Below are 17,075 nucleotides of genomic sequence, written 5' to 3' on the forward strand. Positions count from 1 at the left end.
GCACGTCACTCCCAGCGGAACCAGCGCGAGGCGCCGGCCGACAGGAGCACGGTCCACGCGGCGAGGACGCCCAGGTGGGACCAGGCCGGCCAGTCGCCCGAAGCGGCCTGGCCGAGGGCCTGGGCGGCGGCGCCGAACGGCGTGTACTCGACGATGTGCGCGAGGGCGTCGGGCATCGCCTGGACGGGCAGCCACACGCCCGCGCAGAACATCATCGGGAAGAAGACGACCGAGCCGATCGCGTTGGAGATCTTCGTCGTGCGCGACAGGGCCGACACGAGCGCGCCGAGCGCCAGCGCGACGAGCACCGCGAGCACGAGGGCGAGCAGATAGCCGGCGGCCTGCTTCGGCAGCGGTACGTCGTAGGCGATCCGGCCCACGGCGAGGGAGAGGACCGCCGAGCAGAGTGCGGCGATGCCGTGAATGCCCATCTGGGCGCCGAGCAGCGCCGCGGGGCGGACCGGCGTCGTCGACATGCGGCGCAGGATGCCGCGCTCGCGGTAGCCGGTGATGACGGGCGGCATGGACTGCAGGCCCGACATGATCATGGAGAGCAGCACGGTCACGGGGACGTACGCGTCGATGAGACGGATGCCGCCGAGGGACTTGTCGGCCTCACGGAAGGAGGGGATGGAGCCGAGGATGACGAGCAGGACCGTCGGGAAGGCGACGATCCAGAAGAGGCCGGCGGGCTCGCGCCGGAAGAGCCGGGCCTCGGTCCGCAGGACGGCCCGGTTGGGCGACGTACGGGTCAGGGTCGCTGTGCTCATGACTGGGTGGCTCCCGTCAGATCCAGGAACGCGTCGTCCAACGTGGCGTCGGACACGCGGAGTTGATGGGCCGTGATGTGGTTGCGGGCGAGCAGCGTGATGACGGCGTTGACCGTCTCGTCGGTGCCGCCCAGGGTGACGCGGCCGTCCCGGTGCTCCACGGACACGAGCGCGGGCAGGCCCCGCAGCGCCTCTTCGTCGAGGGGCGCGGACGGGGTGAACGACATGACGGTGGACGCCGAGGACCTGCTGATGAGGCCCGCCGGGGTGTCGAGCGCGGCGATCCGGCCCTTGTCGATCACGGCGATCCGGTCGCAGAGGCGCTGGGCCTCCTCCATGAAGTGCGTGACGAGCAGCACGGTGACGCCGCTGTCGCGGACGTCCTCGATGAGCTGCCAGGTGTCGCGGCGGGCGCGCGGGTCGAGGCCGGTGGTCAGCTCGTCGAGGACGACGACCCGAGGGTTCCCGATGAGCGCGAGCGCGATGAACAGGCGCTGTTTCTGGCCGCCGCTGAGTTTCGCGAACCGGGTGCCGAGCTTGTCCGTGAGACGCAGGCGCTCGGCCAGGGGCCGCCAGTCGGCCGGGTTCGGGTAGAACGCCGCGTACAGTTCGAGCGCCTCGCGGACGGTGAGTTTCGCCTGGAGTTCGCTCTCCTGGAGCTGGGCACCGAGGATCTCGGTGACGCGGTCGTGGTCGGCGACGGGGTCGAGGCCCGCCACACGGACGCGTCCGGCGTCGGGGACACGCAGCCCCTCGACGCACTCGACCGCGGTGGTCTTGCCGGCGCCGTTCGGGCCGAGGATGCCGAAGATCTCGCCCTCCCCGACGGTGAACGAGAGGTCGTCGACGACGGCCCGTCCGGCGTAGACCTTGCGGAGCCCGGCGACCTCGATCAGGGGCCTGTCGCCCCGTGCTGCGCTGTGTGTCGTCGTCATGCCCCGAGAATCCAGGACCGAGGCACTCGCGGGCATCGCCCATCGCGCTCGAAAGGGCATCAGCCGATCGGTTGATACGGCGCTACGACCTCTGCGGGGCGAGCCGTGGCGCGAGCGCGGGATCGCCGGAAACCCGGTGGGCGTTGTCAGTGCCGGTCCGTAGTCTCCCTCCTGATGCCCACTACACATGCAACGGCCACGGACCCCGACCGACTCGCCCCGGCGGCGGAGCAGTCCGCCGCGCGCACGCTGCTGCGCCTGTGGCCGTACGTACGGCCGGTGCGGGCGCGCTGGGCGGGGGCGGCGACGGTCGCCGTGGTCGCCTCCTGTCTGTCGCTCGTCTTCCCCGTCGTCCTGAAGTGGATCGTGGACGGGCCGGTCACGGACCACGACCCGGGCGGGGTGTGGCTGGGCGCGGGCATGCTGCTGGCGCTCGGCATCGCCGAGGCGCTGCTCTTCGGGCTGAGACGGTGGCTGGTGGCGCGGCCGCTGGCGAGCGTCGAGGCGGCCATGCGGGCGGATCTGTACCGGCATCTGCAGCGGCTGCCCGTCGCGTTCCACGACCGCTGGGCCTCGGGGCAGTTGCTGTCCCGCGGGACGACCGACCTCATGGTCGTCCGCATGTTCCTGGCCTTTCCGCTGACGTTCCTGATCGTCAACGGCGTGACGATCGTCGCCGGCTTCGTGCTGCTCGTCGCGCAGGACTGGGGGCTCGGACTCGTCCTGCTCGCGCCCGCCCCGCCGCTGATGGTGCTCTGCTACCGCTTCGAGTCGAAGTACGCGTCGGCCGCGCGCCGCGCCCAGGACCAGGTCGGGGATCTGACCACCGTGGTCGAGGAGTCCGTGCTCGGGATCCGGATCATCAAGGGGTTCGGGCGGCACCGCAGCCAGGCGCGGGCCTTCCGTGATCTGTCGCGCACGCTGCGCGGGACCGAGCTGGCCAAGGCGCGGCTGCTCGCGGGGATCCTCGGGGTGATCACGCTGCTGCCGGAGGTGGCGCTCGGGGCGGCACTGGTGCTCGGCTCCGTGCAGGTCGCGGACGGGAAGCTGTCCGCGGGGACCCTGGTGGCCTTCCTGTCGACGGCGCTCGCGCTGCGCTGGCCGATCGACTCGATCGGGTTCCTGCTCGCCATGAGCCAGGAGGCGGCGACGGCGACCCGGCGGTTCTTCGAGGTGATGGACGAGCCGGAGGAGAGCGAGGAGGTCTCGGCGGCGGGCGCCCCCACGACAAAGGACGGTGCGGGCGGGCTGCGGTTCGAGGGGGTCCGCTTCCGCTACCCGGACGCCCCCGACGCGTCCGAGCCCGTCCTGGAGCGCATCGATCTGCAGGTGCGGTCCGGGGAGACCATGGCCCTCGTCGGGGCGACCGGCAGCGGCAAGACGACCCTGACCGCGCTGGTGCCCCGCCTGCACGAGCTCACCGGCGGGCGGATCACGCTCGACGGGCGGGACATCGCGTCGATGGAGCGCGAGGAGCTGCGCACCCTCGTCTCGGTGGCCTTCGAGGAACCCACCCTGTTCTCGGCGTCCGTCGCGGAGAACGTGCTGATGGGCGCGGGCGAAGCGGACGCCTCGAAGCTCGACCGGGCGCTCGGCGTCGCGCAGGCCGGATTCGTGAAGTCGCTGCCGGACGGGGCCGGTACGCAGGTCGGCGAGCAGGGGCTCAGCCTCTCCGGCGGGCAGCGGCAGCGGCTCGCGCTCGCCCGTGCCGTCGTGGGGAGCCCGCGCTTCCTCGTGCTCGACGATCCGCTGTCCGCGCTCGACGTCCACACGGAGGCGCTGGTGGAGGCGGCCCTGCGGGAGGTGCTCGCCGCGAGCACGGCGCTCGTCGTCGCGCACCGGCCCTCGACGGTGCTGCTCGCCGACCGCGTCGCGCTCCTGTCGGGCGGCCGGATCACCGCCGTGGGCACGCACCAGGAGCTGCTGCGCGCGAACGCCGAGTACCGGCACCTCATGTCGGGAGCGGACCTGGAGACCGAAGAGGGCCTGGCGATCGACGACGACCCGGACATCGACGAGGCCGCGGAGACCGACAAGGACCCGGACATCGACGAGCACGGGCCAGAGGGGAAGGGCACACGATGACCACGACGGCCAAGCCGGACCGCACGCCGCAGGATCCGGCCGCCGAGGACGGCGAGGAACTGCGGCTCCCCTCCCCCGGGGACCCGTTCGACCAGGACGACCTGCCCACTCCCAAGGGTGCGACCGGCGCGCTCCTGCGCTCCCTGCTCGCGCCGCACCGGCGCACGGTGTGGCTGGCCGTGCTCTGTCTGCTGGTCCAGCAGGCCGCCGTGCAGGCGGGGCCGCTCCTCGTCGCGTACGCCATCGACAGCGCGGTGCCCGCCTTCCGCGCGAGCGAGCACGGCCCGCTGATCGCGGTGGCGGTCGGCTATCTCCTGGCGGCGTGCTGCTCCAGCCTCTTCCAGTTCGCGTTCGTGCAGGTGTCGGCGCGGGTGAACCAGAACGTGCTGCTCGACCTGCGCGGCCGCATCTTCCGGCACGCGCAGGCCCTCAGCGTCGACTTCCACGACCGCTACACGTCCGGGCGGCTCATCTCCCGGGCGACGACGGACGTCGAGTCTCTGCGCGAGCTGCTCTCCGAAGGGCTCCAGGAACTCATCAACATCATCCTGGCGTCCGTGTACATCACGGCCATGCTGCTCTGGCTCGACGTCGGCATCGGCACCGTGGCCGCCCTGTCCTTCCTGCCGCTCGCCGTCCTGATCCAGCTGTACCGGCGGCGCGCGGCCCGGGTGTACGCGGAGCGGTCCTCCGCGATCGCGCGCGTCATCGTGAAGTTCGCCGAGACGATGAACGGGATCAGGCCCGTGCGCGCCTTCCGCCGCGAGCGCGCCAACGACGCGGACTTCGCCGGGCTGAACCACCGCCACGAGCGGGTCAACGGTGACGCGCTGCTGGAGATGGCGCGCTACGTCGTCGGCTCCCGCCTCCTCGCGAACACCGCGGTTGCCGGAATGGTCCTGTGGGGTGCCTACCGCGTCGCCGACGGCACGCTCGAACTGGGTGTCCTGGCGGCTGCCGTGCTGTTCATCCGCCGTCTGTACGACCCCATCGACCGGCTCGCGATGTTCCTCAACTCCTATGAGTCCGCGGCCGCTTCGCTCCGCAAGATCGCCGGCCTGCTGCACCAGACGCCGACCGTGCCGGAGCCGTCGTCGCCGCGCGGTCTGCCCGAGCTCGCCGGCGACCGTCCCGGCCGCGAGGTCGTCTTCGACCAGGTCTCGTTCGGCTACCGCACCGGCGGCGAGGTGCTCCCCCGCTTCGATCTCACGCTGCCCGCGGGACAGACGGTCGCCGTCGTCGGCTCGACGGGCGCCGGGAAGTCGACCCTCGCCAAGCTCCTGGCCCGCTTCTACGACCCCTCGGCGGGCCGGGTCCTGCTCGACGGCGTCGACCTGCGCGACCTCGGCACGGCCGAGCTGCGGCGGGGGGTCGTGATGGTGACGCAGGAGGCGTTCCTGTTCTCCGGCACGGTCGCCGAGAACATCGCGATCGGGCGGCCCGAGGCGAGCCGAGAGGAGATCGAGCGCGCGGCGAAGGCGATCGGCGCGCACGACTTCATCACGGCGCTCCCGGACGGCTACGACACGGATGTGCGCAAACGCGGGGGTCGAATTTCGGCCGGGCAGCGGCAGTTGGTGGCGTTCGCACGCGCGCTGCTCGCCGACCCGGCGGTCCTGATCCTCGACGAGGCGACGAGCTCCCTCGACATCCCCGGCGAGCGGGCGGTGCAGCGCGCGATGCACACGGTGCTGCGCGGCCGTACCGCGGTCGTCATCGCGCACCGGCTGTCGACGGTGGAGATCGCCGACCGCGTTCTGGTCATGGAACACGGGCGGATCGCCGAGGACGGCACACCGGACCAACTGATCTGCGGTACAGGAGCGTTCGCGGATCTGCATCGTGCCTGGCGGGAGAGCGTGGTCGGCTGAGCCACGGACCGGACGCGCCCCCTCCGCGCCCGGGCCACAGCTCCGTATATCGAACGTGAACAACCGGGCAACGAACCATTTCCGGCCAACCTAATGACGCGCTCCTGACAGACAACGCTCTCTGCTGCCACTCTTCCCTCGGCCTCGCACAGCTGCCCCACAGCCGAACTGGCGAGTCCCGTTCGTGAACTGCAGCACGACCTGTTGTGCCCAGATGTGCCCAGTTGTGCCCGGCTTCGCAGTTCCACCTCGTACCGCCCTGCACCGCCTTGTTCTGCCTTGTTCTGCCTTGTTCTGCCCGGACGGTCATTCGCCGTCCGGTCTTCCCCGGCCGTGCGATCCGCGGCCCGCAGAAGGAGTCAGCCTTGAGAACGTCCGACACCTCCCACAGATCCGCCTCCCGCAGGAGGGCGACCGCCTACGGCGCGCTCGCCGCGGTCACCGCCCTGCTCGCCGCCGCCGTCCAGGCGGGCGGCATGGCCTCGGCGGACGTCAAGCCGGCCGCGGCGGCCGCCCAGGCCGTCGCGAAGGGCGCCGACCCCGGCGCCCTCCCCGCGAAGCTCTCCCCCGCCAAGCGCGCGGAGCTGCTGCGCGAGGCCAACTCCACCAAGGCGGACACCGCCAAGGACCTCGGCCTCGGCGCCAAGGAGAAGCTCGTCGTCCGCGACGTCCTCCAGGACCGTGACGGCACGACGCACACCCGCTACGAGCGCACCTACGACGGGCTGCCCGTCCTCGGCGGTGACCTCGTCGTCGACACGGCCAAGTCGGGGAAGACCGAGGGCGTGACGCGCGCCACGAAGTCGACGCTCAAGGACGTCGCCACCACCGCCGCGGTCAAGCCGGCCACGGCGGAGCGGCAGGCGGTCAAGGCCGCGGCGGCCGACGGATCGAAGAAGGCCGAGGCGGACCGCGCGCCGCGCAAGGTCGTGTGGATGGCGCAGGGCAAGCCGACCCTCGCCTACGAGACCGTGGTCGGCGGCCTCCAGGACGACGGCACCCCGAACCAGCTGCACGTCGTCACGGACGCGGCGACCGGCAAGAAGCTGTACGAGTGGCAGGGCATCGAGACCGGCACGGGCAACACGCAGTACAGCGGCACCGTGACGCTCGGCACGGCCCAGTCCGGATCGTCGTACACGCTCAACGACACCGGCCGCGGCGGGCACAAGACGTACAACCTGAACCACGGCTCGTCCGGGACCGGGACGCTCTACTCGGGCGCGGACGACGTGTGGGGCAACGGCAGCGCCTCGAACACCGAGACCGCGGCCGCGGACGCGCACTACGGCGCGGCGGAGACCTGGGACTACTACAAGAACGTGCAGGGCCGCACCGGTATCCGCGGTGACGGTGTCGCCGCGTACTCCCGGGTCCACTACGGCAACGCGTACGTCAACGCGTTCTGGGACGACAGCTGCTTCTGCATGACGTACGGCGACGGCTCGGGCAACCTCAAGCCCCTCACCGCGATCGACGTGGCGGGCCACGAGATGACCCACGGCGTCACCGCCGCGACGGCCGGTCTCAACTACAGCGGCGAGTCCGGCGGTCTGAACGAGGCCACGTCCGACATCTTCGGCACCGCGGTCGAGTTCTACGCCAACAACGCCAGTGACGTGGGCGACTACCTCATCGGCGAGAAGATCGACATCAACGGCGACGGCTCCCCGCTGCGCTACATGGACAAGCCGAGCAAGGACGGCGCGTCCAAGGACTCCTGGTACTCCGGCCTCGGCAACCTCGACGTGCACTACTCGTCGGGTCCCGCCAACCACTTCTTCTACCTGCTCAGCGAGGGCAGCGGCGCCAAGGTCATCAACGGCGTCAGCTACAACTCGCCGACCGCGGACGGCCTTCCGGTCACCGGCATAGGCCGCGCCAAGGCCGAGCTGATCTGGTTCAAGGCGCTCACCACGAAGTTCACCTCGACCACGAACTACGCGGCCGCGCGCACCGGCACGCTCGCGGTGGCCGGTGAGCTCTACGGCACCACGAGCGCCGAGTACAAGGCCGTGCAGGACGCCTGGGCCGGCATAGCCGTCGGTTCGCGCTCCGGTGGCGGCGGTGGCGGTACGTCGTTCGAGAACACGACCGACGTCGCGATACCGGACGCCGGCGCCGCGGTCACCTCGTCGATCGCCGTGACCGGCCGTACGGGCAACGCGCCGAGCAACCTCTCGGTCGCGGTGGACATCGTGCACACCTGGCGCGGTGACCTGGTCGTCGACCTGGTGGCCCCGGACGGGTCCACGTACCGCCTGAAGAACTCCAGCGGCAGTGACTCGGCGGACAACGTCCAGGCGACCTACACGGTCAACGCGTCCTCCGAGGTGGCCAACGGCACCTGGAAGCTGAAGGTCCAGGACGTGGCCGCGCAGGACACCGGCTACATCAACAGCTGGAAGCTCACCTTCCCGTAGACCGCACGCAGCGGTGACTACCGGCCGATCGAGAGCTGTTCGGCCCGCACGGTCTGGGCGCGTCGCCCCGGGTGAGTGAACTCCCCGGGACGGCGCGCCCGTTCATGTTCCGTTCGCAATACGTACAAGGGACATCGCTCAACGGACGATTTCCGGCCAACCTGTGATCGCCCTCCTGACATGTACAAGCCTCAACTGGCACGCTTCCCCCCACGCACCACACGCAACACGCAGCTAAGCACCAGTCAGTTCAGCACCACACAGCTCAGCACCACACAGCTCTCTTACCCCACACACAAGGAGCTTGCGTGACCCCCCACATATCGCGCTTCACCAAGAAGCGTTCGACTCTGGCCATAGCCACCGCTGTTGCCGCCGGAGCCCTGCTGACCGCCGGAATGACCACCGGCGCGGCAGCTCAGCCCGTGGCCGACGCGACGCCCGGCGCCGCGCCGATGAAGCTCTCGGGCGCCGCCCGCGCCGGCCTCCTCCGGGACGCCGACGCGAAGAAGGCCGAGACGGCCGAGGAGCTGAAGCTCGACTCCAAGGAGAAGCTCGTCGTCCGCGACGTGGTCAAGGACCGCGACGGCACGACGCACACCCGCTACGAGCGCACCTACGACGGACTCCCGGTCCTCGGCGGCGACCTGGTCGTCCACGAGTCCAAGGCCGGCAAGTCCGAGGGCGTCACCCGCGCGACCTCGAAGAGAATCGCCGTGACGACGGCCTCCGCCTCCCTCAAGGCCGCCCCCGAGGGCGCCCGCAAGGTGGTCTGGGCGGCGTCGGGCACCCCGCGCCTCGCCTACGAGAAGGTCGTCACCGGCACGCAGAAGGACGGCACGCCGCGCAAGCTGCACGTCGTCACGGACGCCGCGACCGGCAAGAAGATCTTCGAGTGGGACGCGATCCGCACCGGTGCCGGCGAGAGCCAGTACAGCGGCAGCGTGACGGTCGGTTCCACCAAGTCCGGCTCCTCGTACGCCCTCACGGACGCGGAGCGCGGCGGCCACAGCACGTACGACCTCAAGCACGGGTCGTCCGGCAAGGGCACGCTGTTCACCGACGCCGACGACAAGTGGGGCGACGGCACCACCAACGACGCGGCCACGGCCGCGGTCGACGCCGCCTACGGCGCCCAGGTCACGTGGGACTACTACAAGGACGTGCAAGGCCGCAGCGGCATCAACGGCGACGGCAAGGGCGCGTACTCGCGGGTCCACTACGGCAACGCGTACGTCAACGCGTTCTGGGACGACAGCTGCTTCTGCATGACGTACGGCGACGGCGAGGGCAACAAGAAGCCCCTGACGTCGATCGACGTGGCGGGCCACGAGATGTCGCACGGTGTCACGGCGGCGACCGCGGGCCTCGTCTACAGCGGTGAGTCCGGCGGTCTGAACGAGGCCACCTCCGACATCTTCGGCACCGCAGTCGAGTTCCACGCGAACAACGCCAAGGACGTCGGCGACTACCTCATCGGCGAGAAGATCGACATCAACGGCGACGGCTCCCCGCTGCGCTACATGGACAAGCCGAGCAAGGACGGCGCGTCCCTCGACAACTGGAAGGCCGGCGCGGGCAACGTCGACGTCCACTACTCGTCGGGCATCGCCAACCACTTCTTCTACCTGCTGTCGGAGGGCAGCGGGAAGAAGGAGATCAACGGGGTCTCGTACGACTCCCCGACCGCGGACGGCCAGCCGGCCGCGGGCATCGGCCGCGACAAGGCCGAGAAGATCTGGTTCAAGGCCCTGACGTCGTACTTCACGACGAACACGGACTACGCGGGCGCGCGCAAGGGCACGCTGAGCGCGGCGTCCGACCTGTACGGCGCCGACTCGGCGGAGTACAAGGCGGTCGACCGGGCGTGGGCCGCGGTCAACGTCAAGTGACGTAGGGCGCGAGCGAATCGGGGGCGGCACCGCGGGGTGCCGCCCCTTCGCGCGTCAGGCCTCGTACTCCGTGAGGTCGATCTCGTGCACCTGGAGCGCGAAGCCGTGCTTCGGGTGTGTGAACTCGCGTCCCTCCGCCATGCCCAGCTTGCGGGCGACGTTCTCCGAGCCCGTGTCGCCGGGGCGGATCAGGGCGACGACCCGGTCGACGCCGCGGTCCTGGAGGGCGAACTCCAGGGTGGCCTGGGCGGCCTCGGAGGCGTAGCCCTGGCCCCAGAACTGGCGGCCGAGCCACCAGGTGATCTCGATGCCGGGCTGGAGTTCGGACACCGAGAGGCCGACGACACCGGCCAGCTCGCCGGAGGCGAGGAGCTCGACGGCGAACAGGCCGAAGCCCTCCTCGTCCCACTCCTCCTCCCAGCGCTCGATGTCCTCGGCCGTCCGCTCCAGGTCGCGCGGGCCGCCGTCACCGACCCGGCGCATGACGTCCGGGTCCGCCTGGATCTCGGACAGGGGCACGAGGTCGTCGTCGGACCAGCGGCGGAGCAGGAGGCGGGGCGTCTGGATCTCGGTCATGGGTCCATCTTCGCCGAGACCCGCGACGCCGCCGACCGCCCGGCCGTCCTCAGCACATCCTCAGCTCCCTCAGCTCCGTCAGCTCCGTCAGCTCCGTCAGCTCCGTCAGCTCCGTCAGCGCAGGAGCACCCCCGCCGCCTCCGCAGCCGTCTCCGCGGGGACGGTCACCAGTCCCGTCTCCGCCGGCGAGGCGAGCAGCCGGTGGGCGGGCAGGATGCGGACCGTGTAGCCGTAGGGGCCCGTACGGTCGAGGGAGAGCGGGCCCTCGTACGCCCAGCGGCCGTCCAGGTCCGGGCCGCCGGCCGGCTTGAGGGCCACCGTCGTCGCGTCGGTGATGCGGTCGTCGGAGCCGACGCGGCCGGCCACCGCCTGGACCTCGACGTCCTCGGGGCCGAGTTCGTCGAGCGCCACCCGCACGCGCAGCACCAGCGTCGCGCCGAGCTCGGCCGTGGCCGTGGACGCCTCCACATGGTCGACGGCCACCCGGGGCCAGGACGCGCGGACCCGGGACTTCCACCGGGCGAGCTCGCGCGCCGCGTCGGGGGTGAGGGCGCGGCCCGAGCGGGCCGCGGGGGCGTACAGCTTCTCGACGTACTCGCGGACCATGCGCCCGGCGAGGACCTTCGGGCCCAGGTGGGTGAGGGTGCGGCGGACCATCTCGATCCAGCGGTCGGGCAGTCCTTCGGATCCGCGCTCGTAGAAGCGGGGGGCGACCCTGCGCTCGACGAGGTCGTAGAGGGCCGCGGCCTCCAGGTCGTCGCGCCGCTGCTCGTCGGTCGCCGCGCCGTCCGCGGTGGGGATCGCCCAGCCGAAGTCGGGCGAGAACCACTCGTCCCACCAGCCGTCGAGGACGGAGAGGTTGAGACAGCCGTTCAGGGCGGCCTTCATACCGGACGTACCGCAGGCCTCCAGGGGGCGCAGCGGGTTGTTGAGCCAGATGTCGCAGCCCGGATAGAGCTTCTGCGCCATGGCCATGCCGTAGTCCGGCAGGAACACGATGCGATGGCGCACGCGCGGGTCGTCGGTGAAACGCACCAGCTCCTGCACGAGGCGCTTGCCGCCGTCGTCCGCCGGGTGTGCCTTGCCCGCGACCACGATCTGGACGGGCCGATCCGGGTCGAGGAGGAGGCGCCTCAGGCGGTCCGGGTCGCGCAGCATCAGGGTGAGCCGCTTGTAGGAGGGGACGCGGCGGGCGAAGCCGATGGTGAGGATGTCGGGGTCGAGCACCCCGTCGATCCAGCCCAGTTCCGCCGCGCCCGCGCCGCGCTGCCGCCAGGACGCGGCGAGGCGTTCGCGGACCTCGTCCACCAGGCGGCCGCGCAGCTCACGGCGCAGCTCCCAGATGTCCCGGTCGGCGATGTCGGCGACGGCGTCCCAGCGGTCGGATCCTCCGGCGGCGAGCGCGTCCAGGGTGCGCTGTTCGCCGATGTGACGGGCGCCGAGCCGCAGGACCTCGGGAGCCACCCAGGTCGGGGCGTGCACGCCGTTCGTGACGGAGGTGATGGGGACCTCCTCCGGGTCGAAGCCCGGCCACAGGCCCGAGAACATCTCGCGGCTGACCCTGCCGTGCAGGGTGGAGACGCCGTTGGCGCGCTGGGCGAGGCGCAGGCCCATCACGGCCATGTTGAAGACGTTCGGGTTGCCTCCCGCGTACGTCTCCGTGCCGAGACCGAGGATGCGTGCGGCGTCGATGCCGGGAAGTTCGGCGCCGGGGCCGAAGTGGCGGGCGACGAGTTCCCGGTCGAAGCGGTCGATGCCCGCGGGGACGGGGGTGTGCGTGGTGAAGACGGTCCCGGCGCGTACGGCTTCGATGGCGGCGTCGAAGTCCACCCCGAGTCCGGCGAGCTCGTGGATCCGCTCGACCCCGAGGAAGCCGGCGTGTCCCTCGTTCGTGTGGAACACCTCGGGCTCGGGATGGCCGGTGAGGCGGCAGTACTCGCGCACGGCCCGCACCCCGCCGATGCCGAGCAGCATCTCCTGGAGGAGCCGGTGCTCGCTGCCGCCGCCGTAGAGCCGGTCGGTGACGTTGCGTTCGCCGGGGCCGTTCTCCTCGACGTCCGAGTCGAGCAGCAGCAGCGGCACGCGCCCGACCTGCGCCTGCCAGACACGGGCGAGCAGCCGGCCGCCGCCGGGCAGGGCGAGCGCGACACGGCAGTCGGTGCCGTCGCGTTCGCGGAGCGGGGTCAGCGGCAGCTCGTGCGGGTCGAGGACGGGATAGTGCTCCTGCTGCCAGCCGTCCCTGGACAGGGACTGCCGGAAGTAGCCGTGCCGGTAGAGGAGTCCTACGCCGATCAGCGGTACCCCGAGGTCGCTGGCCGCCTTGAGGTGGTCGCCGGCGAGGATGCCGAGGCCGCCCGAGTACTGGGGCAGGGCGGCGGTGATGCCGAACTCGGGCGAGAAGTATCCGACGGCGGCGGGCAGACCGCCGCTCCGCATCTGTGTCTGGTACCAGCGGTCGCCCTCCACATAGGACCTGAGGTCGTCCGCGGCCTCGCCGAGCAGGCGCAGGAACCCCTCGTCGGCCGCGAGTTCGGCGAGCCGCGCGTGCGGCACGGCGCCGAGCAGTCTCACCGGGTCCCCGTCGGACGCGGCCCAGCGCCCGGGGTCCACGGCCTGGAAGAGGTCGCGCGTCCCGGAGTGCCAGGACCAGCGCAGGTTGCGGGCCAGCTCGTGGAGGGGGGCGAGGGGCTCGGGCAGGACGGGACGGACGGTGAATCGACGGATGGCCTTCACGTTCTCACCTCTGTAGGGGGACGCGGCGGGCATACGCGCACACGTGCGAGGGGGACGCGCTCCGTCGCGCGACCCCCGGCTGTCACCTCCGACGGTACGGCCACCGGGCTCCGGCTACCACGGCGCACGGGGTCGCGTCGGCACGTGTTTCACGGGCATCCCGCCGCATCGCGGGGGTCCTTGCCGAGGAACCGGCCGGTGCGCCGGCCGTACGCCGTGAGGATGACCCGGTACGTCGCGCGGCTCCCGGTCGCGCCGCACCACCGCCCGCGTACCGGCCGGAGGAAGTCCGGTTTTCGCCGCGGCCTTCGCCGGATCCGGACGGCAACGGCCACGGCACGCATGTGGCCGCAACCGTCGCCGGCACGGGCCACGGCGTCGCGAAGAAGGCCGACGTGGTCGCGGTCCGCGTGCTCGACGACGCGGGCTCCGGGACGACCGCCCAGGTCATCGCGGGCATCGACCGGGTGACGAAGAGCGCGCGCAAACCGGCCGTCGCTGATCTGAGCCTCGGCGGCTACGCCAACGCCCAGCGGGACGCGGCGGTGCGGCAACGACGGCCTCCCGGCGGGCCTGTACTCGCCGGCCCGTGTGAAGGAGGCCATCACGGTCGGCGCGAGTGACCGCTCGGACCGGCGCGCCGACTTCTCGAACCGGGGCACCCGGCTCGACCTGTTCGCCCCTGGCGTCGACATCACCTCGGCGGGGTACACGAGCGACAAGGGGAAGGCGACCTTCTCCGGTACGTCGATGGCGTCGCCGCACGTGGCGGGCGCCGCCGCGCCGTACCTGGCCGACCACGCCTCGGCCACCCCGGCCGAGGTGAGCCGGGCGCCGACGGGGCGCGCGGCGACGGGCCGGATCACGGACCCGCTGCCCGGCTCGCCGGACAAGCTGCTCCAGGTCAACAACCCGTAATGGAAGGGTGAGTTCATGGTCCGGTCCCGTCGTTCGCGGCGGGGCCGGACTTGTCTGTGTGCTTACGCGCGAGTAGTTAACAAAGCACCGGATTGCCCGCCCTGCGACCGTGGAAGGCTCCCCCGGTACACACTGCACGACCCTCTTCGTCACCCCCGTTTCCGTAAGCCGAACCCCCGCGGTCAGGAGCGGTCATGCCCGCACAGAGTCCCTCGCCGAAGCCGCACACGGACCCGGCGCAGCAGTCGGCCAGAAGCGCGAAATCACAGAAACCACCGGGCCGGCGGCGCCCGTCGGCCACCTCCGACACCACACTCGGACGGATCCCCGTCCTGGACGTCCAGCCCCTCGTGGACCACGGCCGCAGGCCGGCCAAGGCGGTGACGGGCGAGTCCTTCCAGGTCAGCGCGACGGTCTTCCGCGAGGGCCACGACGCGGTCGCCGCGAACGTGGTGCTGCGCTCGCCGCGCGGCCGCACGGGTCCGTGGACCCCGATGCGCGAGCTGGCCCCCGGCACCGACCGCTGGGGCGCGCAGGTCACGCCCACGTCGGAGGGCCGCTGGACCTACTTCGTCGAGGCCTGGGGCGACCCGGTCACCACCTGGCGCCGCCACGCGCAGATCAAGGTCCCGGCGGGCATCGACACTGAACTCGTCCTGGAGGAGGGGGCGTTGCTGTACGAGCGCGCCGCCGAGGGCGTGCCGCAGCGCAAGGGGCAGCGCGAGACGGTGCTGCGCGCCGCCGCCGCGCTCCGGGACACCGCGCGCCCCGCTGCGGCCCGTCTGGCCGCCGCGCTCACCCCGCAGGTCGACGAGGTCCTGGCCCGCCACCCGCTGCGCGAGCTGGTGACCGGCTCCGACCCGCTGCCGCTCCGCGTGGAGCGCGAACGGGCGCTGTACGGGGCGTGGTACGAGTTCTTCCCGCGCTCGGAGGGCGCGATCGTGCGCGAGGGGGAACCGCCGGTCTCCGGCACGTTCCACACCGCGGCGAAGCGCCTCACGGCCATCGCGGCGATGGGCTTCGACGTGCTGTACCTGCCACCGATCCACCCCATCGGCACCACGTACCGCAAGGGCCCGGACAACTCGCTCTCCCCGGGGCCGCACGACGTGGGTGTCCCCTGGGCGATCGGCTCTCCGGACGGCGGTCACGACGCGATCCACCCGGATCTCGGCACGCTCGACGACTTCGACGCGTTCGTGCGCCGGGCCGCGGACCTGGGCCTGGAGATCGCGCTGGACTTCGCGCTCCAGTGCTCGCCCGACCACCCATGGGTGGACAAGTACCCCGAGTGGTTCCACCACCGGCCGGACGGCACGATCGCGTACGCGGAGAACCCGCCGAAGAAGTACCAGGACATCTACCCGATCGCCTTCGACAAGGACATGCCGGGACTGATCGCGGAGACGACCCGCGTCCTGCGCTTCTGGATGGACCACGGCGTGCGCATCTTCCGCGTCGACAACCCGCACACCAAGCCCGTCGTCTTCTGGGAGCGGGTCATCAAGGGGATCAACCGCACCGACCCCGACGTGATCTTCCTGGCCGAGGCGTTCACGCGCCCCGCGATGATGCGCACCCTCGCGCAGGCCGGTTTCCAGCAGTCGTACACCTATTTCACCTGGCGCAACTCGAAGCAGGAACTCACCGAGTACGCCACGGAGCTCTCCCGGGACACGGCCGCGTACATGCGTCCCAACTTCTTCGTGAACACGCCGGACATCCTGCACGCCTACCTCCAGAACGGCGGGCGGCCCGCGTTCGAGGCGCGCGCGGTCCTGGCCGCCACGCTCTCCCCCACCTGGGGCGTCTACAGCGGCTACGAACTGTGCGAAAACGCCCCGCTACGCCCCGGTAGCGAGGAGTATCTCCATTCGGAGAAGTACGAACTGCGGCCGCGCGACTGGGAGTCGGCCGAGCGCGAGGGGCGTTCGATCGCGCCCCTCATCACCCGGCTCAACGACATCAGGCGCCGCAGCCCCGCCCTGCGCCGGCTGCGTGACGTGCACTTCCACCACACCGACAAGGACACGGTGATCGCGTACTCCAAGTCGGCCGAAGGCCCGCACGGCTCGAACACGGTTCTGGTGGTCGCCAACCTCGACCCCCACCACACCCAGGAGGCGACGGTGTCGTTGGACATGCCGCAACTGGGACTCGGCTGGCACGAGTCCGCGCCGGTGCGCGACGAGCTCACCGGCGAGACCTATCACTGGGGCAGGGCCAACTATGTGCGCCTCGAGCCGGGCCGTACGCCCGCGCACATCCTCACCGTCCTGCGACCGTCCTCACCGTTGACCGGAGGGTCACCCACACCATGACCGTCAATGAACCCGTCCCGGACACCTTCGAGGACACCCCCGCCAAGGACCGGGATCCCGACTGGTTCAAACGTGCCGTCTTCTACGAGGTCCTCGTCCGCTCCTTCCAGGACAGCAACGGCGACGGAGTCGGCGACCTCAAGGGCATCACCGCGAAACTGGACTATCTCCAGTGGCTCGGCGTGGACTGCCTCTGGCTGCCGCCGTTCTTCAAGTCCCCACTACGGGACGGTGGTTACGACGTGTCCGACTACACGGCGGTCCTGCCCGAGTTCGGTGACCTGGCCGACTTCGTGGAGTTCGTCGACGCCGCGCACCAGCGCGGGATGCGCGTGATCATCGACTTCGTCATGAACCACACGAGCGATCAGCACGAGTGGTTCCAGGAGTCCCGCAAGGACCCCACCGGCCCCTACGGCGACTACTACGTCTGGGCCGACGACGACAAGCAGTACGAGGACGCGCGGATCATCTTCGTCGACACGGAGGCGTCGAACTGGACCTTCGACCCCGTGCGCAAGCAGTACTACTGGCACCGCTTCTTCTCCCAC

The 17,075-nt window shown here is 71.2% G+C and carries 10 protein-coding genes and 1 pseudogene; 7 read left to right on the plus strand and 4 right to left on the minus strand.

Going from position 1 to position 17,075, the window contains the following annotated elements; translation table 11 throughout:
- Positions 1–5: 5 nt before the first annotated feature.
- Together ACZ67T_RS21165 and ACZ67T_RS21170 are read right to left on the minus strand one after the other, a co-directional pair.
- On the minus strand, positions 6–770 hold the full coding sequence (locus ACZ67T_RS21165; RefSeq protein ID WP_469985909.1) for an ABC transporter permease: 765 nt from the start codon (positions 768–770) through the stop codon (positions 6–8).
- Positions 767–1,705, minus strand: a complete 939-nt coding sequence (locus ACZ67T_RS21170; RefSeq protein WP_469985910.1) for an ABC transporter ATP-binding protein — start codon at positions 1,703–1,705, stop codon at positions 767–769. Before ACZ67T_RS21170 ends, ACZ67T_RS21165 begins: the two co-directional genes overlap by 4 nt.
- A gap of 174 nt (positions 1,706–1,879) precedes the next feature.
- Here ACZ67T_RS21170 and ACZ67T_RS21175 point away from each other — a divergent pair, with 174 nt between their 5' ends.
- From ACZ67T_RS21175 to ACZ67T_RS21190, 4 genes are all read left to right on the plus strand, one after another.
- Positions 1,880–3,790 (plus strand): ABC transporter ATP-binding protein, encoded by a 1,911-nt coding sequence (locus ACZ67T_RS21175; protein WP_469985912.1) that lies wholly within the window; start codon positions 1,880–1,882, stop codon positions 3,788–3,790.
- Positions 3,787–5,661, plus strand: a complete 1,875-nt coding sequence (locus ACZ67T_RS21180; protein WP_469985913.1) for an ABC transporter ATP-binding protein — start codon at positions 3,787–3,789, stop codon at positions 5,659–5,661. Before ACZ67T_RS21175 ends, ACZ67T_RS21180 begins: the two co-directional genes overlap by 4 nt.
- A 365-nt stretch (positions 5,662–6,026) precedes the next feature.
- On the plus strand, positions 6,027–8,084 hold the full coding sequence (locus tag ACZ67T_RS21185; RefSeq protein ID WP_469985914.1) for a M4 family metallopeptidase: 2,058 nt from the start codon (positions 6,027–6,029) through the stop codon (positions 8,082–8,084).
- Between the two features lie 308 nt (positions 8,085–8,392).
- Entirely contained in the window at positions 8,393–9,976 is a 1,584-nt protein-coding gene (locus ACZ67T_RS21190; RefSeq protein WP_469985916.1) for a M4 family metallopeptidase, read from the plus strand.
- Between the two features lie 54 nt (positions 9,977–10,030).
- On the opposite strand, the gene ACZ67T_RS21195 is transcribed toward ACZ67T_RS21190, so the two are convergent.
- Positions 10,031–10,552 carry a GNAT family N-acetyltransferase gene (locus ACZ67T_RS21195; RefSeq protein ID WP_469985917.1) on the minus strand — a complete coding sequence of 174 codons (522 nt, stop codon included), beginning with the start codon at positions 10,550–10,552 and terminating at the stop codon, positions 10,031–10,033.
- 114 nt (positions 10,553–10,666) lie between these two features.
- Entirely contained in the window at positions 10,667–13,285 is a 2,619-nt protein-coding gene (gene glgP / locus ACZ67T_RS21200; protein WP_469985919.1) for an alpha-glucan family phosphorylase, read from the minus strand.
- A 320-nt stretch (positions 13,286–13,605) separates the two neighbouring features.
- Between glgP and ACZ67T_RS21205 the strand changes: the two are divergent.
- From ACZ67T_RS21205 to ACZ67T_RS21215, 3 genes and pseudogenes are all read left to right on the plus strand, one after another.
- Positions 13,606–14,203 (plus strand): annotated as a pseudogene (locus tag ACZ67T_RS21205) (S8 family peptidase); the annotation flags it as partial.
- 194 nt (positions 14,204–14,397) lie between these two features.
- Complete coding sequence (locus ACZ67T_RS21210; RefSeq protein WP_469985921.1) at positions 14,398–16,524, plus strand: alpha-1,4-glucan--maltose-1-phosphate maltosyltransferase; 2,127 nt, start codon at positions 14,398–14,400, stop codon at positions 16,522–16,524.
- A partial coding sequence (locus tag ACZ67T_RS21215) for an alpha-amylase family glycosyl hydrolase (protein ID WP_469985922.1) occupies positions 16,521–17,075 on the plus strand: 555 nt, incomplete at its 3' end. The genes ACZ67T_RS21210 and ACZ67T_RS21215, both read left to right, overlap by 4 nt.

It is taken from the genome of Streptomyces sp. NPDC107517, from assembly GCF_055582645.1.

What these genes read in the sequence shown, in the direction of transcription:
- ACZ67T_RS21180 (WP_469985913.1), top strand. Translation starts at nt 3,787, where the DNA reads ATGACCACGACGGCCAAGCCGGACCGCACGCCGCAGGATCCGGCCGCC.
- ACZ67T_RS21210 (WP_469985921.1), top strand. Translation starts at nt 14,398, where the DNA reads ATGCCCGCACAGAGTCCCTCGCCGAAGCCGCACACGGACCCGGCGCAG.
- ACZ67T_RS21175 (WP_469985912.1), top strand. Translation starts at nt 1,880, where the DNA reads ATGCCCACTACACATGCAACGGCCACGGACCCCGACCGACTCGCCCCG.
- ACZ67T_RS21170 (WP_469985910.1), bottom strand. Translation starts at nt 1,705, where the DNA reads ATGACGACGACACACAGCGCAGCACGGGGCGACAGGCCCCTGATCGAG.
- ACZ67T_RS21195 (WP_469985917.1), bottom strand. Translation starts at nt 10,552, where the DNA reads ATGACCGAGATCCAGACGCCCCGCCTCCTGCTCCGCCGCTGGTCCGAC.
- ACZ67T_RS21165 (WP_469985909.1), bottom strand. Translation starts at nt 770, where the DNA reads ATGAGCACAGCGACCCTGACCCGTACGTCGCCCAACCGGGCCGTCCTG.